This is a genomic window from Selenomonas sp. FOBRC9 (genome assembly GCF_000287655.1).
Lineage (GTDB): Bacteria > Bacillota > Negativicutes > Selenomonadales > Selenomonadaceae > Centipeda > Centipeda artemidis.
Map to the genome: position 1 here is coordinate 1 of NZ_ALJR01000003.1, position 20,583 is coordinate 20,583.

General features: G+C 61.9%; 17 protein-coding genes, 2 tRNA genes and 1 riboswitch. Of the genes, 5 read left to right on the top strand and 14 right to left on the bottom strand.

What is annotated here, in order from left to right:
• The 5 genes from HMPREF1147_RS00510 to HMPREF1147_RS00530 form a co-directional block, all read right to left on the bottom strand.
• The coding region (locus tag HMPREF1147_RS00510) for a molybdenum cofactor guanylyltransferase (RefSeq protein ID WP_009657399.1) at positions 1 to 576 on the bottom strand (576 nt) is incomplete at its 3' end.
• Positions 573 to 1,496, bottom strand: coding sequence for an MOSC domain-containing protein (locus HMPREF1147_RS00515; protein ID WP_009657320.1), 924 nt, complete (start codon positions 1,494 to 1,496; stop codon positions 573 to 575). The genes HMPREF1147_RS00510 and HMPREF1147_RS00515, both read right to left, overlap by 4 nt.
• A 1-nt stretch (position 1,497) precedes the next feature.
• Complete coding sequence (moaA, locus tag HMPREF1147_RS00520) at positions 1,498 to 2,496, bottom strand: GTP 3',8-cyclase MoaA (protein WP_009657425.1); 999 nt, start codon at positions 2,494 to 2,496, stop codon at positions 1,498 to 1,500.
• A gap of 21 nt (positions 2,497 to 2,517) precedes the next feature.
• The gene (gene glp / locus HMPREF1147_RS00525; protein WP_009657353.1) at positions 2,518 to 3,720 is read right to left on the bottom strand and encodes a gephyrin-like molybdotransferase Glp; all 1,203 of its coding nucleotides are present in this window, start codon (positions 3,718 to 3,720) and stop codon (positions 2,518 to 2,520) included.
• Positions 3,721 to 3,728: 8 nt separating this feature from the next.
• Positions 3,729 to 4,757 carry a molybdopterin-binding protein gene (locus HMPREF1147_RS00530; protein WP_009657402.1) on the bottom strand — a complete coding sequence of 343 codons (1,029 nt, stop codon included), beginning with the start codon at positions 4,755 to 4,757 and terminating at the stop codon, positions 3,729 to 3,731.
• 336 nt (positions 4,758 to 5,093) lie between these two features.
• On the opposite strand from HMPREF1147_RS00530, the gene moaC reads away from it, so the two are divergent.
• The 4 genes from moaC to HMPREF1147_RS00550 all read left to right on the top strand — a co-directional run bounded on the left by moaC (position 5,094) and on the right by HMPREF1147_RS00550 (position 8,233).
• Positions 5,094 to 5,570, top strand: a complete 477-nt coding sequence (gene moaC / locus HMPREF1147_RS00535) for a cyclic pyranopterin monophosphate synthase MoaC (protein WP_009657306.1) — start codon at positions 5,094 to 5,096, stop codon at positions 5,568 to 5,570.
• 11 nt (positions 5,571 to 5,581) lie between these two features.
• A riboswitch (molybdenum cofactor riboswitch) is annotated at positions 5,582 to 5,707 on the top strand.
• Positions 5,704 to 6,507 carry a molybdate ABC transporter substrate-binding protein gene (gene modA, locus HMPREF1147_RS00540; RefSeq protein WP_009657384.1) on the top strand — a complete coding sequence of 268 codons (804 nt, stop codon included), beginning with the start codon at positions 5,704 to 5,706 and terminating at the stop codon, positions 6,505 to 6,507. (Overlaps the previous riboswitch by 4 nt.)
• Positions 6,507 to 7,175, top strand: a complete 669-nt coding sequence (modB, locus tag HMPREF1147_RS00545; protein ID WP_009657328.1) for a molybdate ABC transporter permease subunit — start codon at positions 6,507 to 6,509, stop codon at positions 7,173 to 7,175. Before modA ends, modB begins: the two co-directional genes overlap by 1 nt.
• Positions 7,175 to 8,233, top strand: coding sequence for a sulfate/molybdate ABC transporter ATP-binding protein (locus HMPREF1147_RS00550; RefSeq protein WP_009657380.1), 1,059 nt, complete (start codon positions 7,175 to 7,177; stop codon positions 8,231 to 8,233). The genes modB and HMPREF1147_RS00550 overlap by 1 nt, the downstream gene beginning before the upstream one ends.
• A gap of 66 nt (positions 8,234 to 8,299) precedes the next feature.
• Here HMPREF1147_RS00550 and HMPREF1147_RS00555 read toward each other — a convergent pair whose 3' ends face one another.
• From HMPREF1147_RS00555 to HMPREF1147_RS00585, 7 genes are all read right to left on the bottom strand, one after another.
• Positions 8,300 to 9,046 carry a metallophosphoesterase family protein gene (locus HMPREF1147_RS00555; RefSeq protein ID WP_009657281.1) on the bottom strand — a complete coding sequence of 249 codons (747 nt, stop codon included), beginning with the start codon at positions 9,044 to 9,046 and terminating at the stop codon, positions 8,300 to 8,302.
• A gap of 99 nt (positions 9,047 to 9,145) precedes the next feature.
• The gene (locus HMPREF1147_RS00560; protein WP_009657390.1) at positions 9,146 to 9,943 is read right to left on the bottom strand and encodes a class I SAM-dependent methyltransferase; all 798 of its coding nucleotides are present in this window, start codon (positions 9,941 to 9,943) and stop codon (positions 9,146 to 9,148) included.
• Complete coding sequence (gene mutL / locus HMPREF1147_RS00565) at positions 9,940 to 11,805, bottom strand: DNA mismatch repair endonuclease MutL (protein ID WP_009657291.1); 1,866 nt, start codon at positions 11,803 to 11,805, stop codon at positions 9,940 to 9,942. The genes HMPREF1147_RS00560 and mutL overlap by 4 nt, the downstream gene beginning before the upstream one ends.
• Positions 11,802 to 14,411, bottom strand: coding sequence for a DNA mismatch repair protein MutS (mutS, locus tag HMPREF1147_RS00570; protein WP_009657414.1), 2,610 nt, complete (start codon positions 14,409 to 14,411; stop codon positions 11,802 to 11,804). The genes mutL and mutS overlap by 4 nt, the downstream gene beginning before the upstream one ends.
• Positions 14,412 to 14,577: 166 nt before the next feature.
• Positions 14,578 to 15,888, bottom strand: coding sequence for a tRNA (N6-isopentenyl adenosine(37)-C2)-methylthiotransferase MiaB (gene miaB / locus HMPREF1147_RS00575; protein ID WP_009657254.1), 1,311 nt, complete (start codon positions 15,886 to 15,888; stop codon positions 14,578 to 14,580).
• 68 nt (positions 15,889 to 15,956) lie between these two features.
• Positions 15,957 to 16,030: transfer RNA gene (locus tag HMPREF1147_RS00580), tRNA-Cys, on the bottom strand.
• A gap of 6 nt (positions 16,031 to 16,036) precedes the next feature.
• Positions 16,037 to 16,111: transfer RNA gene (locus HMPREF1147_RS00585), tRNA-Gly, on the bottom strand.
• 287 nt (positions 16,112 to 16,398) lie between these two features.
• Between HMPREF1147_RS00585 and brnQ the strand changes: the two genes are divergently transcribed.
• Complete coding sequence (gene brnQ / locus HMPREF1147_RS00590) at positions 16,399 to 17,742, top strand: branched-chain amino acid transport system II carrier protein (protein ID WP_009657428.1); 1,344 nt, start codon at positions 16,399 to 16,401, stop codon at positions 17,740 to 17,742.
• Between the two features lie 70 nt (positions 17,743 to 17,812).
• Here the strand turns inward: brnQ and HMPREF1147_RS00595 are convergent, their stop codons facing one another.
• Complete coding sequence (locus tag HMPREF1147_RS00595) at positions 17,813 to 19,033, bottom strand: nitrogenase component 1 (protein ID WP_232208026.1); 1,221 nt, start codon at positions 19,031 to 19,033, stop codon at positions 17,813 to 17,815.
• Complete coding sequence (locus HMPREF1147_RS00600; RefSeq protein ID WP_009657344.1) at positions 19,003 to 20,499, bottom strand: nitrogenase component 1; 1,497 nt, start codon at positions 20,497 to 20,499, stop codon at positions 19,003 to 19,005. The genes HMPREF1147_RS00595 and HMPREF1147_RS00600 overlap by 31 nt, the downstream gene beginning before the upstream one ends.
• Between the last annotated feature and the right edge of the window lie 84 nt (positions 20,500 to 20,583).

Here is a 20,583-nt window from a genome sequence, read left to right on the forward strand (position 1 = left end):
GAGCCGATAGGCGGCGGGGGTGTTCACGTTGAAGAACAGCCCCGCGTCGACCGTGAGCAGCACTTCCTTGACCGCAAGCTCTCTCAGGATGATGCCGAGTTTGCGGTCGCCGCGCGCGATCCCCGCGGCGAATGCCGCGCCCGCTTCCTTTCGGTAGAGCGCGGCGAGCGGCTGCCAATAGCCGAGCAGCGTGGGGAGCACGACCTGCCGCTCTCCGCGCGCCTCCGGGAGAAGCGCGCGCACGAGGTCAAAATCGTAAAAAGGCATATCGCCCGAGAGGATGAGCGCCCATGCTGACGACGCCGCCGCAAGCCCCGCCGCAATCGCTGCGGCAGGCCCCTGCGCGGGGCGTTCGTCAACCGCAAGCCGCGCACCGAACCGTGCCGCAGCTGCGCGCAGTTCCTCCGTCTCCCCCTCCGCCGCGAGGATGATCTCACGGAATCCCGCCGCGCGCCCCTTGCGGAGCGTCCGTGCGAGCAGGGACTCGCCCGCGAGATCGAGGAATCGCTTGTCTCGTCCCATGCGCGTGCTTCTGCCGCCCGCGGCGACAATGAGCGTGATCTCGGAGAGATTCATCGCGCACACTCGCCCGTATCGCCGCGCAGGATCTCAATGCCGTGCCGCAGCTCCGGCAGGATGAATCCGAGGCATTCGCGCACCGCCTTCTCACTGCCGGGCAGGTTGACGATGAGCGTGCGTTTGCGGATGCCCGCCGCCGCGCGCGTGAGCATCGCGCGGTGCGTGATCTGCATAGAGAGCGCACGCATCGCCTCGGGGATGCCGGGCGTCTCGCGCTCGATCACCGAACGCGTCGCCTCGGGCGTCACGTCGCGCACGGAGAATCCCGTGCCGCCCGTCGTGAGAACGAGTGCGACGCCGCGCTCCGACCAGAGCGTGAGTTCGCGCGCGATCTCTTCCTTTTCATCCGGCACAATGCCGTGCCCCGCGACCGTGTATCCCGCCGCGGTCAGCATCTCGCGAATGGCGGCGCCGCTCTTATCCTCGCGCTCGCCGCGCGCTCCCTTGTCGCTCGCGGTGAGTACCGCCGCATCGAGCGGAATCTTCTCCGTCGTCAGCTCAAGCTCGTCGCCAACCGTCACCCAGCCGCCGTGCAGGACGCGCGCAAAGACGCCCTCGCGCGGCATAATGCAGTCCCCGACCTGATGAAATATTTGGCAGTGGCTATGGCACTCCTTGCCGATCTGCGTGATCTCAAGGAATACGTCGCCCACGCGCAGACGCGTCCCGATCGGCAGTTCCTTGAACCGGAATCCCTCGGCGACGAGGTTCTCCCCGAACGCGCCGAAGTCCACGTCCGCCCCGCGCGCCCGGAAATCGTCGATCTCGCCGAGTCCGAGGAGGCTCACCTGACGGTGCCAGTCCCCCGCGTGCGCGTCGCCGTCCATGCCGTGTTCCGTGACGAAGAACACGCGGTCGAGCGCGTGTTTCTGCGTGCCGCGCTTCTCACTGATGCACAGCGCTCGGATTTTGCCCATATTAACCTCCCACCTGATACATGGCGCGCCGATCGCGCGACGCCGTGTCGTTTTCAAAATAATGTTCTTCCGGTTTTTGCCAAACGGCGTTTCTGACCGCCGCCGCAAGCCGCTCGTCCGACACCCCGCCGCGCAGGAGCGCGCGGGTGTCCAGCCCCGCGCTGCTGTAAAGGCAGAGCTTTAGGAATCCCTCCGCCGTCAGCCGCACGCGGTTGCACGTACTGCAAAATTTATGCTCCATCGCGTCGATGAAGCCGATGCTCCCCGCAAATCCCGCGGGACGCACATAGGCGGCGGGTCCCGTCGGCACGGCGTGCGCGCCGTGTGCGCCGTCTCCCACGGGGAGGAGCGCGCCGAACGCGGATCTCAACCGCGCCCGCACCTCGTCCATCGGCACGCCGCGGTAGCCCGCCGTACGCGCACAGCCGATCGGCATCAGCTCGATGAAGCGGACGCTCACCGCGTGGTCGCGCGCAATCGCCGCGAGCGCGGGGATCTCGTCGTCGTTGACGCCCGCGATCGGCACGCAGTTGAGTTTCACCGTAATGCGCCGCTCCGCCGCGAGCCGTTCGAGCGATTCCATCACACTGCCGAACAGCGGACGCCGCGTAATGGAGAAGAACTTCTCCCCGTCGAGTGTGTCGAGACTGAGGTTCACCGCGTCGAGACCCGCCGCGACGAGGTCGTCCAGCATCGTGCCGAGGAGCACGCCGTTCGTCGTCACCGCGACCGTCTCGATGCCGGGGATTTCCTTTAAGCCCCGCACGAGCGTCACAATGTCGCGCCGCACAAGCGGTTCACCGCCCGTCAGGCGCACCTTGCGGATGCCGAGCGCCGCGAGCGCGCGCACGTCGCGCAGAATCTCCTCGTAGGAGAGGATGTCCTCATGCGCGAGTTTTTTCACCCCGTGCGCGGGCATACAGTAGCGGCAGCGCAGATTGCAGCAGTCCGTCACGGAGATGCGCAGATATTCAATTTTGCGTTCAAATTGATCCCGCATAATAATCCCCTATATCTAAGCTCAAAGGAGCACGACGTCCACCGTCGTCCCGACGGCGAGCGGCGGTGTTCCCTCCGGCACGTCGACGAACGCGTCGCAGCTCGCCGCAGAGTAGAGTGTGCCCGACTCATACTGGTCGGGCAAATAGACAAGTCCGTCGTCTCCCATGCGCGCGCGCAGAAATCTGCGTCCGAGGCATTCCTTCGGGAACGCGTCGGCGAGTTTTGCCCGCGTGCGGCGCAGCTGCACCTCGTCGCACCCCTGCATCCGCGCGAGTACGGGACGCGCGAGCAGCTCGAACGTCGCGTATGCCGCGAACGGGTTGCCCGAGAGCGCGATGCCGAGCATATCCCCGCGCGTGTAGGCGATCGCGGGCGCGCCCGGTTTCATATTGACCCGCCAAAAGATGCGCTCCGCCCCCATCGCCGGCACGACACCGTGCATGATGTCCTTCTTGCCGACGGAGACGCCCCCCGTCGTGAGGAACAGATCGATCCCCTCCGCGTGCGCCGCGATTTCGCGCGCCGCCTCCTCCACGTCGTCTGGCAGGATGCCGAGCACGACCGGATCGAGCCCGAGTTCCTTCAGCCGCGCCGCGATGAGGAAGAGATTGCTGTTGTAAATTTTCCCGGGGCGCAGTGCTTCTCCCGGCGGCAGGAGCTCGTCGCCCGTGCTCGCCACCGCCACACGCGGACGGCGATAGACCGCCGCCTCCGTATGCCCTTGGCTTGCGAGCACCGCGAGATCCGCCGCGCGGAGCGTCTGTCCCTTCCGAATAATATGCGTGCCTGCGCGCACATCCTCGCCCGCGTCGCAGTAATTCTCATGCGCGCGCAGGGGGAACGGCACGAGAATCGCGTCCCCGTCCTCCGTTACATCCTCCTGTCGGATCACGCAGTCACAGCCCGCAGGAATCGCGCCGCCCGTCATGATGCGGACAGTCTCGCCCGCACCGACCGTGCCCGCGTAGAACTCGCCCGCACACTCCTCGCCCACGACGCGCAGACGCACAGGGCGCTCCGCCGTCGCCCCCGCGACGCACGCCGCGGCAAAGGTATAGCCGTCGAGCGGCGAGCGGTCGAACGGCGGATTGGAGATCGCCGCATAGACGTCCTCCGCCGCCGTGCGTCCCGCCGCCTCCATGAGCGGCACACGCTCGGTCTGCGGTGTCTTTACATACGAGAGCAGCACCTCAACGGCGTGCTCGAGTTCCAAAAGTTCCATTGCAGCGCCTACTTTCCAAACGGACAGACGGGATAGTGACAGACCTTGCACTCCATGCACAGCCCGCCGATGCCGAGCCGGCGAATCTGACGCCGCGTCCACTCGCTCCCTGCCACAACGCGCGGCAGTACGATGTCAAAGATGGTCGCGGGCGAGTACATCACGCAGCCCGGCAGTCCCATGATGGGCACCTGCCGCCCCTCTTTTTCATAATACGAGAGCATGAACATCGCGCCCGGGAGTACGGGTGCGCCGTAGGTCACGATGCGCGCGCCCGTCGCCTTGATCGCGGCGGGCGTGCGGTCGTCGGGATCGACGCTCATGCCGCCCGTGCAGAGCACCATGTCCATCCCCATGTCGAGCAGCTCCGCGATCGCCGCGCGCGTGTGCTCCGTTCCGTCGTCCGAGAGACGGTGCTCGTCCACACGCAGCCCGAACGCGCGCAGCTTACTGTCAAGCACGGGCGTAAACGTATCCTTGATGCGCCCATGGAACACCTCGGAGCCTGTCGTCACGACGCCGACTTTCATTTTTCTGTATGGCAAAAGGCGCAGCAGCGGCTCATTGCCCGCCGCAACGCGTACCTGTTCCATAATTCCTTTTTCAATCACAAGAGGGATGACGCGCATCCCTGCGAGCTTTGCCCCCGCCTTCACCGGGTAATGCTGCGCGATCGTCGCGATCATCACGTCGTCGATGTCGTTCACCGCGTCAAGACGCTCCTCGTCGAGCTCAAAAACGCCGTCGACCGTCGCCTTCAGCTCGATCTTGCCCTCTTTCGGCTCGCTCGCCGTCATGTGCTCGTTTTGACAAAGATCGCGCAGGATCGCCGCCGCATCGTTCTCGTGCAGCATCCGCTCGTTCTCTTCCCACACATAGAGATGCTCCTTGCCCAGCCGCAGGAGCACGGGAATGTCGTCCAGCCGGATCACATCGCCCTTGCGGAACCGCGCGCCCTTCGTCCTGCCGCGCACAATCTCGGTAATGTCATGGCAAAGCGTCATACCGACCGCATCCTGCACACGCACCTCACGCATAGTCTCCCCCCGTTCCGTCGGTGCCGGCATCCGCGCGCCCCTATTCGCACAAATGCCGCAATATAATACACAGTTCGAACGAATCTAGAGCGACTCGTTTCAAATTAATATCTAGTTAAAACTCATTCTCACTTATACATTCTTTTTATTGATTATAGCACATCAAATAAATTTTCTCTATGACTTTTTTCACAGCAACCGTGCAAAATAACTAGAATAATTTTGCCTCTGAGCGGGCTCTCACAGTGTTTCTTTTCCATGAAAGTGACAAAAGGCATTGATTTTCTCCCACCACTAGGATATGATGAACACATTAGAACGGAAAGGAGGAGCATCATGCCGAATCTAACGCATTTCGACGAGCACGGCGCCGCCGTCATGGTCGACGTGAGCGGCAAGGAAACGACGCACCGCGAAGCCCTCGCGACGGGCATCATCCGCGTGAGCGAGGCGGTCTACGCCGCCATCGAGGACGGCACGGCGGCAAAGGGCGACGTCCTCGGCGTCGCGCGCATCGCGGGCATCATGGCGGCAAAGCACACATCGGACACGATCCCGCTCTGCCACCCGCTGCCCATCTCGAAATGCACCGTCGACTTCACGCTCACGCGCGATCCGCAGCCGATCGTCCGCGCCGCCGCGACCGTCAAGGTCACGGGCGAAACGGGCGTCGAGATGGAAGCCCTGCACGCCGTCAGCGTCGCGCTGCTGACCGTCTACGACATGTGCAAGGCGATCGACAAGCGCATGGAGATCACGGACATCCGCCTCGAACGCAAGTCCGGCGGCAAGAGCGGCACATTCATCCGCTGACCACAGTCCCCACGGGGAACTCCGAGCAGGACGGCTCTACGGCACGGCTACGAGCGCCTGCCTGACGCACGCGCGTCACGGGGTATGGGGGGAAACCGCCATGCCTGCCTATTTTTGTAAAGGAGCATACCAAATGAAACTGAACATCAAGAAAATGCTGACCGTCGCCGTCGCTTCGACGGCACTGCTCGCCGCAGGCTGCGGCGGCGACAAGGCGGCCGACGCGCCGAAAAAGGCCGCCGAAAACGTCGAGCTGCAGGTCTCAGCCGCGGCGAGCCTCACGGACGCGATGAAGGAACTCGCCACGATGTACGAGAAAGATCACGCGAACGTGAAGCTCGTCTATAACTTCGGCAGCAGCGGCGCCCTCCAGCAGGCGATCGAAAACGGCGGCGCCGCCGACGTATTCGTCTCCGCCGCACAAAAGCAGATGAACGCGCTCGATGAGAAGAAGCTCCTCGAGGGCGGCACGCGCGTCGACCTCCTCATCAACGACGTCGTCCTCATCACGGCGAAGGACAGCAAGCTGAACCTGCCCGACTTTAAGGCAGTGCTCGATCCCGCGGTCAAGCACATCGCGCTCGGCGAGCCGAAGGGCGTCCCCGTCGGACAGTACAGCGAAGAGGTCTTTACGAAGCTCGGCATCCTCGATCAGGTCAAAGAGCGTGCCGTCTACGGCTCCGACGTCCGTCAGGTGCTCGCATGGGTCGAGACGGGCGACGCGGACTGCGGCGTCGTCTACGCAACGGATGCAGCCGTCTCCGATAAGGTAAAGGTCGCCGCCGTCGCCCCCGCCGACACGCATAAGCCCATCGTCTACCCTGCCGCCGTCCTCAAGGATGCGCCGCATATGGAAGCCGCGAAAGAATTCCTCACATTCATTCAATCGGATGCAGCGAAGGAAGTCTTTAAGAAATACGGCTTTACCGTGAAATAATGACGGACGAAACGCTCTCACCGCTCATCATATCGCTTCAGGTCTCGGGACTTGCGACCGTGATCACATTCTTCGTCGGCATCGCGCTCGCATGGGGCGTTCTGCAGATTCGCAGCCGCTTTGTGAGCACCGCCGCCGACGCGATCATCACGCTCCCGCTCGTCCTGCCGCCGACCGTCGTCGGATTCTTCCTCCTGCTCTTTCTCGGAAAGCGCAGCGCCATCGGGAGTTTCCTCCTCTCGCTTGACTTGCCGCTCGTCTTTACATGGCGCGCGGCGGTCATCGCGGCGGTCATCGTGAGCCTGCCGCTCATGTACCGCACGGCGCGCGGCGCGTTCGAAGCGATCGACCGGAACATGATCCACGCGGCACAAACGCTCAGCGCCAGCAATTGGCGCATCTTTTGGCGCATCGTCCTGCCGAACGCGCGCCACGGCATCCTCGCGGGGCTTGTCCTCTCGTTTGCCCGTGCGCTCGGCGAGTTCGGCGCGACCATCATGTTCGCCGGCAACATCCCGCGGCACACGCAGACGATGTCGACCGCGATCTACGCGGCGGTGCAGGCAAACGACTACGACCTCGCGTTTCGCTGGGCGATCGTCATCTCGCTCTTTTCACTCGTCTTTATCGGCGCCATGAACCTCTATCTCAAGAGCGAGGTGCGCTGATGGAGCTGATCGTCAACATCGAAAAACGCCTGCGTGACTTCACGCTTGCAGCGGACTTTACCCTCACGGACACGACCCTCGTCCTCCTCGGCGCATCGGGCAGCGGCAAGAGCATGACGCTCAAGTGCATCGCGGGGCTCGAGCGGCCCGATCGCGGACAGATCGTGCTCAACGGACGCACTCTCTACGACAGTGCGAAGGACATCAACCTCCCGCCGCAGGCACGCAGCGTCGGCTACCTCTTTCAGAACTACGCCCTCTTTCCGAACATGACCGTGCGGGAGAACATCATCTTCGCACTCGATGGTTCGCGGGAAGAAAAGGAGCGCGTCTTTGCCGAAAACGTCGCACGCTTCTCCCTCGACGGGCTGGAGCATGCCTATCCTGCGGGGCTCTCGGGCGGACAGCAGCAGCGCGTCGCCTTTGCACGCATTCTCGCACGCGGCGCGGACGTGCTGCTCCTCGATGAGCCGCTCTCCGCTCTCGACACCCATCTCAAGTGGCAGATCGAAACGGCACTGCGCGAGATCCTCGCCATGCAGGACATCTCGGCAATCCTCGTCACCCACGACCGTGACGAGGCATTCCGCATCGCACGCGAGATCGCAACCGTCGACCGCGGACAACTTACGCCACCGATGGACAAACACGAACTCTTTCGGAATCCGAGCACGCGTGCCGCGACCACGCTCACGGGCTGCAAGAACATCTCTGCCGCCCGCCGCGTGGACGAAACGCACGTCACGGCGACCGACTGGGGCATCACGCTCGCCGTACCGCAGGAGGCCGCAGATCACCTAGAGGACATCCGATCCGTCGCCATCCGCGCGCACCATATGAGCATCGCCGAAACCGGCGCGGAGAACACATTCCCCGCCGCCGTCACCGAGATCATCGAGAGCACATTCTCCTACATCGTCATGCTCCGATTCGCCTCGGACATGAAGAGCATCCGCTGGGAAGTGGACAAACCCATTTGGGCGGAGCACCCGCTGAGCCTCGGCGTCATCGTCCCGTTCCGCCTCCCCGCCGAACATCTCATGCTGCTGCGGGATTAGTGGGATCGCAAAAAACGGCCGTACGAAAGCACAAAATGCATTCGTACGGCCGTTTTTCCTGTGTTTTTATCTTACAACTCTGAGCATACTGCTCTGCACATAACAAGAAGCAAGTTCCTCGGCGGACGGTGCTTCCCCGCGTGCGCAGAGATTGAGATACCGCCGGACATCGACACAGCTGATGCGTCCGCCGGGGAGAAAGCTCCCCGTGTCGCAGGCGATGATATTATTGGGGAGAAAAAGCGGCACATTACCGCCGTGCGGCATGGACTGTGTGGGAGTATGTCCGACGACGACAAGCTCTTTGCCGCGGTAGTTTTCATAAAACGAATCGCGTATCCAGAGGAGATCGCGGGTCCTCTGTTTTTTCTGCGCAGGATTAATGCCCGCATGGACAAAGAGGATGCGCTGTTCTTCATAGAAGGTACGAAAATAGAGAGGAAGTGATTTCACAAATTGGATGAGTTGTTCTGCAGGCTCTTCCCGCATCGTACGGAGTTGGTGATAGGTCGTTCCCCCACCATTTGAAAGCCATATATCTGTCGGATCAAATCCGTCTCGCCCATTCTGAGTCAAATAGTGCAGCATCATCGCTTCGTGATTACCAAGCAATGCATAGACATTCTCATAACGTTCGGTAAGCCTTTGCACGAAGGTCAGTACATCAAGGGGTTTTGGACCGCGGTCAATATAGTCTCCTAGAAAAACAAGCAAATCCCGCGTATCATCAAAATCTATTTTCTTCCACAGCTCACGCAGCCGCTGTATATCGCCATGAATATCACCAACAGCTAAAATCCGCTGAAAATCCATAAGATCCCCCTTTATATAGAGTCACTTCCTCTAGGAACCCCTTGATCGAAGTGAGCGGAATTATCTCTCTTGTGTGTATAGATGCATAGCTAGAAGCTGTCACTTCATTACGCCGTAGGAAACTCGGCTATACTTCCCTCCCACAACTTCAAAAAATCCCAGCCGCTCAAACTCTCCGCTCTCCCTACGCTCCTTCATAACGACACGGCGGCGCGCGACGCGGCGCGCCTCGACGACGGTTTCGGGTGCGAGGGCGCGCATGTCGGCACGCGCGCGCAGGGCGTTCATGCCCGCGCTCTCATGCAGGGGGCGGCGGAACATGGGGTCGAAGTAAACGACGTCATAACTATTGTCCTGCTGTTCCCTCAGATAGGTCAGTGCATCTGCGGCGTGGACGGTGATACGGCGCATAGCGGCGTGCATGTCATAGTTGTCCCCGGTGGCGTGGGCGAGTCCGTCGCCGATGACGGCGGCGATGAGGGGACTCGATTCGAGTGCGGTGACGCGCCCCGTCTCGCCGACGGCATAGCTCTCTACAATAGCATCCGCGCCCGTGCCGAGCGTGCAGTCGAGCACATGCATCCCCGCGCGCAGGTCAAGCGCGTCGACGAGGTGATCTCCCTGCCCGCGCACGAGGTTCTTGATGCGCAGATGCGACATCCCGGGATGAAAAAATAATTCCCCCGACGCGGTGTCGAGGGTGAGCCGCCCGTTTCGCGCGACGAGGACGTTTCCGACGCCGTAGCGGGCGCGCAGATCACCGAGCGAGTCGCTCCCGCGCGGCACGTTTGGGATGCCGAGCTGCTCCGCCGTCTCCGCCGCGAGCCGCCGATTCGCCTCGGTATATCGATATCCCCGCCGCACGGTCGTCACAACGGCGTCGACGTGCGCCGTCATAGGTTGAACCCCGTGCGTTTGAACATCTTCGCGAGGTCGGTCGTATCGAATGTGAGGATCGTCGGGCGTCCGTGCGGGCAGGTGAAGGGGAACGGCGTCGTGCGGAGTTCTTCGAGCAAAATCTCCATTTGGCGAAAACTCAGCTCCTCGCCCGCCTTGATCGCGGCGCGGCACGCCATGGTCGCAAGTCCCGCCTGCCTAAGCTGAGCGGGTGTCGCGGCGTGCAGCTCGCCGAGGGAGACAAGGATCTCTCGAATGACGTCCTCCGCCTCGTCCGTCGGCACGTCGGCGGGCGACTCGGTCAGGCGGTACGCGCGATCGCCCGCAGGTTCCATCCGAAAGCCGAGCCGGGAAAAGAGCTCCGCGTTCTCTTCAATATATTGCGTCTCGCGCGCGTCAAAGGAGAGAATCGCGTGCACGAGCATCTGCTGCGAGGGAATCCCCTCCGCAAGCGCACAAAACCGGTCAAAGAGGATGCGCTCGTGCGCGGCGTGCTGGTCGATGATGTAGAGTGCGCGTGTGCTCTGCGCAACGATGTAGGTGAGATCGACCTGTCCGATGGGGATGAGCCCGCTCTCGATCGTCCCCGCGGGCGCAGGTTCCGCGCGGTACGCGCCCGGGGATTCCTCCGCCATCAGCGCGGCACGTTCCTCACTGCGCGCTCTGCCGACAATATCCTGTACGCTGCGCAGGTCAGCGCTCGCCGCGCGCTGTGCCGCCTCGTGAACGGTCTGCGCGGGCATCGCGGTCGGTGCGTAAGTGTGCGGTACGGACGCAGGGGGCGGTGTGGCGGGCATCCGTAGCGGCATGGATTCATAGTGAAATTTCGGCTTTTCGACGGCGGCGGCAATCGATGCCGTTTCGCCCGCCGCACCGCGCACGGCGCCCTCGACGGTCTTGTAGACCGCCTTAAAGATGCGCCCCTCGTCCTCGAATTTCATCTCCGTTTTCTGCGGGTGCACGTTCACGTCAATCGTGCGCTGCGGCACCTCGATGCGCAGCACGGCAAGCGGGAAGCCCATCTTCGGCACGAGGGCACGGTATACGTTGTCGATTGCCTTGGCGATCGCGCGGTTTTGGATCGTGCGCCCATTGACGATGTAGGTCTGCCACGCGCGGCTGCTGCGGATCATGGAGGGTTTCGAGATATAGCCCGTGATGCGGATGTCCCCCGTCTCGTCCGTAAAATCGAGCGGGATGAGTGCCCCCGCGGCGTCACCGCCGTAGATGCTCTCGATCGCGCGGCGCAGGCTGTCGTCGCCCGCCGTCATGAGTGTGAGGCGGTTGTTGTTGACGAACCGGAACGCGATGTCGGGACGCGAGAGTGCGAGCATGATCACATAGTCGCTGATTTTGCCCGCTTCCGTGCGATCCATCTTGAGAAATTTTTTCCGCGCGGGTGTGTTAAAGAACAGATCCTCCACGCGCACGGTCGTCCCGACGTCGCAGCCCGCATCCTCGATCTCGGTCGTCTTGCCGCCAAGGATCTCGACGCGCGTCCCGAGGTCGGCATCCGCCGTGCGTGTAATGAGGGAAAAGCGCGACACGGACGCGATCGTCGGAAGCGCTTCGCCGCGAAATCCGAGCGTGCCGACGGTCTGCAAATCCGCGACGGTCGAAATCTTGCTCGTCGCATGGCGCAGGATCGCGGTCTCGGCATCGGGGCGTTCCATGCCGCGCCCGTTGTCCGTGACGCGGATAAAGCTCGTGCCGCCGCCCATGATCTCTATCTCTATGGCGGTCGCGCCCGCGTCGATGGCGTTCTCCACGAGTTCTTTCACCACGGAGGCGGGACGCTCGACGACCTCACCCGCCGCGATCTTGTTGATGGTCGTATCGTCGAGGACATGAATCCGTGTCATCTCTCTCCCGCCTCCTTCCGTGCCTGCTCCTGCAGACGATAGAGCGTGTTCATCGCTTCGAGCGGCGTCATGGTCATCACGTCTAGCCCGCGCAGCTCCTCGAGCGTACCGCCCGCAAAAAGGGACGCCATGCCCGGCTCCTCGGGTACTGTCGGCGTATCCGTCTCCGGCTGCCCCGCCGCGGCTGCGGCGCGCTGCGTGACGGCGCACGCCTCAAGCGTGCCCAGAATCTCCTCAGCGCGCTCCGTGACCTTTGGTGGGAGTCCCGCGAGCCGTGCGACGTGGATGCCGTATGATTTGTCTGCCGCGCCCGCGACGATGCGGCGCAGGAACACGACGCCGCGCCCCTTTTCCCTCACGGCGATGCAGTAGTTGCGGATGCGCTCATTTGCCATCTCGGTCAGCTCGTGGTAATGCGTTGCAAAGAGCGTCTTTGCATGGATGCGCGTGTCGATGTGCTCCACGACGGCACGCGCGATGCTCATGCCGTCGAATGTGCTCGTGCCGCGCCCGATCTCGTCGAGAATGACGAGGCTGTCCCGCGTCGCCTCGCGCAGAATCTGCGCGACCTCGTTCATCTCGACCATGAACGTGCTCTGCCCGCTCACGAGGTCGTCGCTCGCCCCGATGCGCGTAAAGATGCGGTCGACGGGCGCGATCTCCGCCGACCGTGCGGGGACAAAGCTGCCGACCTGTGCCATGAGCGTGAGGAGCGCGACCTGCCGCATGTAGGTGGATTTGCCCGCCATGTTCGGCCCCGTGATGAGCATCGTCTCCGTCCCGCCGTGACTGAGGTGCGTGTCGTTCGGCACGAAGAGATCGCGTTCGAGCAGACGCTCCACGAGGGGGTGCCGCCCGTCCTTGATGATGATCTCGCCGTCCGATGCGGGGCGGATCACGGGGCGCACATAGCGGTACGATGCCGCCGCCTCCGCCATGCTTTGAAGGACGTCCACGCGCGCGATCATGCGGGCGACGTTCTGAATGGGAACAAGCCGCTCCTTGACCCGATCGCGCAGCTCTGCGAAAAGGCTGTACTCGAGCGCAACGATCTTCTCCTGCGCGCTGAGGATCTTCGTCTCGAACTCTTTGAGTTCCTCGGTGATGAACCGCTCCGCATTCGCGAGGGTTTGTTTCCGAATGTAGTCCGCAGGTACGCGGTCGCTGCCGCTGTGGCGCACCTCGATGTAGTAGCCGAACACCTTGTTGTAGCCGATTTTAAGCGTCTTGATGCCCGTGCGATCCCGCTCGCGCTCCTCCATCTCCTGCAGGAGCGACTTGCTGTCGTGTGAAAAGCGATGCAGCTCGTCAAGCTCGTCACTGTATCCCATGCGGATAATGCCGCCGTCGCGCACGGAGAGTCCCGGCTCGTCGACGATCGCCGCCATAAGCAGTTCACGCAGGTCGTCAAAGGTCTCTATCCCCTCTGCCGCACGCGTCAGCAGGCGGCTCTTTGCCCCCGAGAGCGCCGCACGCACGCCCGGGAGCGCCGCGAGCGACACGCGCAGGGCGACGAGGTCGCGCGCATTCGCGGCCTGCGTTTCGATGCGCGTGAGCAGGCGCTCAAAGTCGTAGATCGAGCGCAGGAGCTCCCGCAGTTTGGCGCGCAGGGACGACGCGCTCACGAGCTCCGCCACCGCGTCGAGACGCGCATCGATGCGGTGCGGTGCGAGCAGCGGGTGCTCGAGCCACGACTTTAAGAGACGCGTCCCCATCGGCGTGCGCGTGAAGTCGAGTACGTCGAAGAGCGTATGCTTCTTGCCGCCGTCGCGCAGACTGCGCGTGATTTCGAGGTTGCGCAGTGTGTAGGTGTCGAGCTGCATTCCCGCCGCCGCATCGAGGAACGAGAGGCGGTTGATCTGCGAGAGATCCGCCATCACCGTCGCGTGCAGATAGCGCAGGAGCGCGGCAATCGCCGTGCGCGCGCCCGCGTCCGCGGGAATCTCCTCGGGCGGGAAATGGCGCGCAAGCAGTTCGTCATCGGCGTCCGGTGCAACAACGGTAATTGCACAGTGCGGCAGCCTCTGTACGGCAAAGGTGCGCACATCGTCCGCGACGGATAGCGGTTCGGTAAAGAGAAGCTCCGCCGCCGTCCGCCGGTACAGCTCGTCCTGTATCTGCTGCACGGCGGCGTCCCCCGTATAGGCAGCGTAGAAGCACTCGCCCGTCGAGATGTCCGCCCCCGCGAGTGCATAGCACCCCGGTGCCGTCTCATGGATAAGGACGATGTAGACGTTGGCAGCGTCCTTGAGCTCCTCGCCGAGGAGAGCGGTGCCGGGCGTTACGACCTTGACCACCTCGCGCGGGGTCAGCCCCTTTGCCTTCGGATCGCCGATCTGCTCGGCGATGGCGACCTTGAATCCCTTTGCCACGAGCCGCGCGATGTAGCTGTCCGCGGCGTGATAAGGGACGCCGCACATGGGGTTCTTGTCGAGGTCGCCGCTGCGGCTCGTGAGCGTCAGCCCGAGTTCCTTTGCCGCAATCTTTGCGTCGTCGAAGAACATTTCGTAGAAATCGCCGAGGCGGAAAAAGAGCAGTTCGCCCGGATGCGCCTTCTTTGCAGAGAGATATTGCTGCATCATCGGTGTGATATTCTGTGGCTCCACGGCGATCCTCCTTATATGTTAATAATAGTTTTCAATGTAACACGCGCATCGTTTGTTGCGACTGACCGCGAGGTTCGGCACGCATGATTTGTGCATTCCACACAGAGACGGTACGACACCGCACATCGAACCGTACTATATATTCTATGTGCATATTACGGCGAGGTCAACAGATTTCGCCCTTCAACACCCACGTTTGAGCGCGGTCGATGCGGACATGGACGAAGTCGCCCGCCTGCTCCGTCCCATGCGGAAAGAGCACGATCTTGTTCGTGCGCGTGCGCCCGCTCCACACGGCGGGATCGTTCTTGCTCTCGCCCTCCACCATAACCTCCAGCTCCGTGCCCGCGAGTTTTTCGTTAATGTCGCGGCTGATCTTATTTTGCTCCTCCATGAGGAGATTCAGGCGCGCGTGCTTCACATCGTCCGGCACCTGATCCTCCATGCGCGCGGCGGGCGTACCGGAGCGCTTCGAGTAGAGGAAGGTATACGCCGAGTCATAGCGGATCTCGCGGAGGAAATCGAGCGTCGCGGCGAAGTCCTCCTCCGTCTCCCCCGGGAACCCCACGATGAGATCGGTCGTCAGGCTCGCCTCGGGCAGCGCCTCGCGCACGCGGCGAACGCGCTCGCGGTAGGACTCCACTGTGTAGACGCGGTTCATCGCCTTGAGAATGCGGTTGCTGCCGTACTGCACAGGGAGGTGGATGTGCTCGCAGAGATGCCGTCCGTTTCTAATGGTGTCGATGAGCTTATCGCTGATGTCCTTCGGGTGCGAGGTCATAAACCGCACGCGGCGGATGCCCTCTACCTCGTCCACCATCCGGAGGAGGTCGGCGAAATCCGCCGCCTTGTGATCCTTTCCATACGAATTGACATTCTGCCCGAGGAGCGTCACCTCGGTATATCCCTCCGCGACCGCGCGGCGCACCTCCGCCACCACGTCCTCAGGCGTGCGGCTGCGCTCGCGCCCGCGCACATAGGGAACGATGCAGAACGTGCAGAAATTATTGCATCCGTACATGATCGGCACCCATGCCGAGAATTTTCCCCCGCGCGCGATGGGCAGATTCTCCGCGATCGTATTACCGATGACCGTATCGACGACGGGCGAGTGCTCCGCGCGGATCTCCGCGATGATGCGCGTCAGCTCCTGCACCTTGCCCGTGCCGAGCACAAAATCAATGTGCGGTGCACGCTGCATAAGGTTGTCGCCCTCTTTTTGCGCCATGCAGCCTGCAATGCCGAAGATGAGGTACGGATTGCGCTCCTTGAGCTTTTTGATCTCGCCGATTTTGCCGTAGACCTTGTCCTCCGCCGACTCGCGCACGCAGCAGGTGTTGATGAGGATCACATCGGCATCCGCCGTCTCCTCCGTCCGCGTGTAGCCGACCGATTGGAGCTGCCCCTCCATGCGTTCAGCATCGGCAATATTCATTTGGCAGCCGTAGACGAGTATCTTATAGCGACCTGTGGACATTCGTTTCGTTCACCCTAACACAGATAGTAAAAAAGTCCGGAAGAACTCTTCCGGACCGCGTTTCATATTGGAGGCGACACCCAGAATCGAACTGGGGATAAAGGTTTTGCAGACCTCGGCCTTACCACTTGGCTATGTCGCCGAATCATGGAGCGGAAAACGAGGCTCGAACTCGCGACCCCCACCTTGGCAAGGTGGTGCTCTACCACTGAGCTACTTCCGCATGATGCTTCACGCCGCGATACGCGACATGGGTTATTATAGCCACAATCCCCGCCCCTGTCAACCCCAAAATACACCGCATCTATATTTGCGCGTTCCCTCCATAAAAATACGGTATGAACCGACAGGTTTTTGCGCCGGAAAGAAAATATTTTTTGAAAATACTGCCATAATGTTGCAGATTGATTTGACATGAGGCGCCAAGTCTGCAATAATGCAGTTTACCTGCTTTTTTGCCGCATGGTATCGGCGAAGACGCACACTTCACATACAAAGGAGAAATGTTCTATGAGGGGACTCAGTATACACCCTCTGACAAAAAAAGATCTGATTACGTTCGGATTGATGATGTTCTCGATCTACTTCGGTGCGGGCAATCTCATCTTCGCGCCTGTACTTGGTCAGGCCGCCGGCGAGAATACGTTCGTTGCGATGCTCGGATTCATGACAACGGGCATCGGTCTGCCGCTGCTCGGCATCACGGCGATCGCACTCTGCGGCGGCGACTATGCCCCCCTCTTTCGCAAACGCACCTCGCCGTGGTTCGCTGCCGCACTCCTCGTCCTTCTCTATCTCATCATCGGACCGCTCTTTGCGATGCCGCGTTCGGGCGCGGTTTCATTTGAAATCGGCATTCGTCCCTTCCTCAGCGCGGACAACATCGCGCTCGGCCAGCTCATCTATACGGCGATCTTTTTCTCGGCGGCGCATTATCTCGCGTTGACGCCGAGCAAGATCGTCGACCGTGTCGGCAAAATCCTCACGCCCGCACTCCTCATCGTCCTCCTGATCCTATTCGTCCGCGCATTCCAAATGCCGCTCGGCGACATTCTTCCTGCAACAGGCAATTATATTGATGCGCCGTTCGCGCAGGGCTTTCAGGACGGCTATCAGACCATGGATCTGCTCGCCTCCATCGGCATCGGCGCACTCGTAGCGAATGCCATCCGGCTGCGCGGGGTCACCGACAGCCATGCCATCGGACTGACGTGCCTGTGCTCAGGTCTCATGACAGTCATCCTCATGACTGCTGTCTACGGCTCACTCGCCTACCTCGGTGCGACGAGCACCGCCGTCCTCGGTCACTCGGAGAACGGCGGTCAGCTGCTGTCTAATGCCGTCGGCATCTTCTTCGGTACGGGCGGCAATCTGCTCCTCGCCGTCATCATCGGCCTCGCTTGTCTGACGACCACCTGCGGCATCAATTCGAGCGCAGCGATGTACTTCAATCGACTCTTTGACGGACGCATCACCTATGAACGTCTGCTCCTCCTCTTCAACCTCGTCAGCTTTGCGATCTCGAACATCGGTCTGACGCAGATCATCGCCATCACGATCCCCTTCCTCATTGCCATCTATCCGCTCGTCATCGTCTTTGTCATCATCTCACTGTTTGACTTCTATACCGGGCGGCACAAGGCGATCTACCAATACGCCGTCGGATTCACGCTCGTCTTCTCCGTCATCGACGGTCTGCGCGTCGCAGGCATCAGCAGCACGGCGCTCGACGCGCTGCTCGCAGCGCATCTGCCGTTCTACGACATCACGATGGGCTGGGTCTGCCCCGCGATCGTCGGCGCACTCGTCGGGTTCGTTGTCTCCCAGTTCCAAACGACGCGCGCAGAGGCGTAAGCATCCTAACCTAAAAAGGCGTGCTGCATCCATACCGATGCGTCACGTCTTTTTTTCTGCAAAAATAAATTCAGCGCACGCGAACCTCTCCGTATTCCGTTGGGCTGTACTCATGCTGCAGAACGGCGCTGACGATCTCCTCAATGAGATGCGCAAGCCCTTCCGCGCCCAAATATCCGTGCGGCACGAGCTGCAACCGGTCAAAGACGGGGTAGGAGATGCGCACAAGGACACGTCCCCCGTCCGTGCAGAGCTCCTTCTCATAGGAACTTCCAAATACGACGACCGCGTCGGACGCCCGCGCCGCATCGTACACTTCCCGCATATCGCCGCGCCCGTCGCTCGAAAGGGCGACCTCCATGCCCAGCTCCTCCGCAAGGAACGTACAAAGCCCCGCCATGTGCACGGAGTCAACGAGCACAACGGCGGGCGTTCCATAGAGATACCGCAGAGGCTCTGCGGCACGGCGAACGATCTCCTCCGCCGCCCGGACAAACGGCGCTGTCCACGCATCTGTCTCCGCGATGCCGAGCGCGTCCGCCACGCGCTCAATGAACGCCGTCATGCCGTGAATACCGTAGGGATAGTCTGCCACGATATAGGGCGTACCGAACTGCTCCTGCATATACGCCGCGAGCTCGCGTCCCCCGCCGCCGAGCACGATATTGAGCGCGGCGCGCGGTGCGTCCCGCATTTCCTCAAATGTGCCGCAGCTGAGCACGGACTGCACCCGGACGTGCGGCGCGAGCATCTCTCGAAGCGCCGCAATGTCCCCCTCGGCACACGGATCGTCATAAGAGATTCCGAGGATATTGCACGATTTTGGAACGATCTCCCCCGGGCGCATATATGCGCCGAGCGCCCGCAGTCCCGCCTCGTAGCCGTCCCCCATCGTGCCGACCGTGCCCGCGCCCATTACGTGCAGGACGGGCACGGCGAGCCCCGCGTCCGCGATCGCCGCCGCCATATCGTCACCGATGAGATTCGGCACACAGCCGCTGATAACGATGATTGCCTGCGGATCGGGATAGAGCTGCGCGACATGTCGCAGCCCGTCTCGCAGCGTCTCCGTGCCGCCGTAGAGGACGTCCGACTCATACATGACCGTGCACGCCTGCCGCACATCCGCGGGGTGCTGCGCCAGATGCAGCAGCAGGGTCCCAGCATTGCACCCCACGACGGAGTGAAAGAGGATCACGGCATCGCGAATCCCGATACATGCACGGTACGCACCGAACAGCCTGCAGCTCTCCCCCGGTTTCACTGCCTCATCCTCCACATCCTGTCCCACATCTCGCGCGAGGCGAGCGCATTCGGCTCGTCCGTCATCGGATAGTGCGCCGCGCTGTACCTGAGCCGCGAGAGGAGCAAATGCCGCTTTCCGCGCCGCCGTTCCACCGCACGCGCAAGCCCCGCGAGCACATCCCGATAATCCTCCATCGAAAAGGCACGCCGATCGTACATTGCAGGAATCCACGGCGTCCCAAAATGCTCGCACCGCTGCGCCCCGCTCCCAACCAGCGCATCAACCCCTGCAGCGAGCTGTGCAAGCGCCCCTTCATCAGGGGACACATAGAGGGAAATATGCGGCGCAGTCTCGCGGATCGTGGAGCGGATCTTCTCATGCATCCGCTCCGCCGCCCCCGTCTCCAGCCCCCGCGTCCGCTCATAATCAGGCGGCAGGAGCAGCGCAACAAAGTCCAGCTTCATATTGTATTCGCGCTCATAGATTTGAATCAACTCCGGAATTTTACTGAACGACGCGCTCACGAGACCGTACCGGAACTTTCCAAGATACGCCCGCAGCTCCCTCAGCTCCGGCGTCACACGCCGCTCCTCGGCCGCGAGAACATGCTCCGCCGCTTCCCTGCGTCCGAGCGCATCCGCAATCGTCAGATAAAAGTCACGAATCCCATCGACGCCGTACCATTCGTACAGATTTGAAAAATGGAGATACGGCGTGCCGAACCGCTCTTCCATGCGCCGCGCCCATCGCATCCGCCGTGCAATATTCAGCGCCGCGCGCGGCGCACGCACGATCTCCGCGCAGGATACCGCGGGGAGCAGTGTATTCGTCTCGATGCCGATTGCGCGCAGCGTGTCGACGACGGACTGCACGGCATGTGCGCTGTGATCTCCCCACGCAAACGCCTCGATATTGACCGTCCCGGGCACGACCGTCTGCTCCTCCATCACCTGATCGACGAGCGCCTCCAAGACCTCGACGAAGCCGCAGCCGCGATACTCCACCTTCGTCTTGTTCCCATAAACACGCCCCTTCGCCGCGACGCGCTCCTTCAGATGCTCGACCACCGTACTGCTGCTGCGGTGCGAGAACGCCGACGACGCCACGGAGATGACGGGCGGCGCCCCCGGATGCATCTCGCGGAACCGCCGCACAATGCCGTCGATGTCCTCCTGCATCACGTCCGTCACGCAGGTCGGGAGCACCGCAATCAGCTCCGGATGCTCCGCCGCCGCGCGCTCGAGCACATCGATCAGCTTCTCCTCACCGCCGAACACCACATCCGAATCATCGAGCCGCGTGGACAGCGCCTCGTAGACGGGCGCAGGCGTACGCGTCGAACGCCGGTAGTGGAACGCACAGCCGATCGGCCCGTGCAGCACGGGAATGCACCCCGGGATCTCGCGCAGCGCCGCAAGAGCCCCCGTGATCTTCCCGTTCAGCGCATAGTTATGGAGGACGTCAATCCCCTGCGCACCTTGCCACAAGCGCCTCTCATAGTATCGCTTCATTCTGCCCGCCTCCCAACAGCATCATATTGATTAGATTTTATTTTATCATAGTAGTTACAACAAAGCTGTGATTTTTCTTCATGC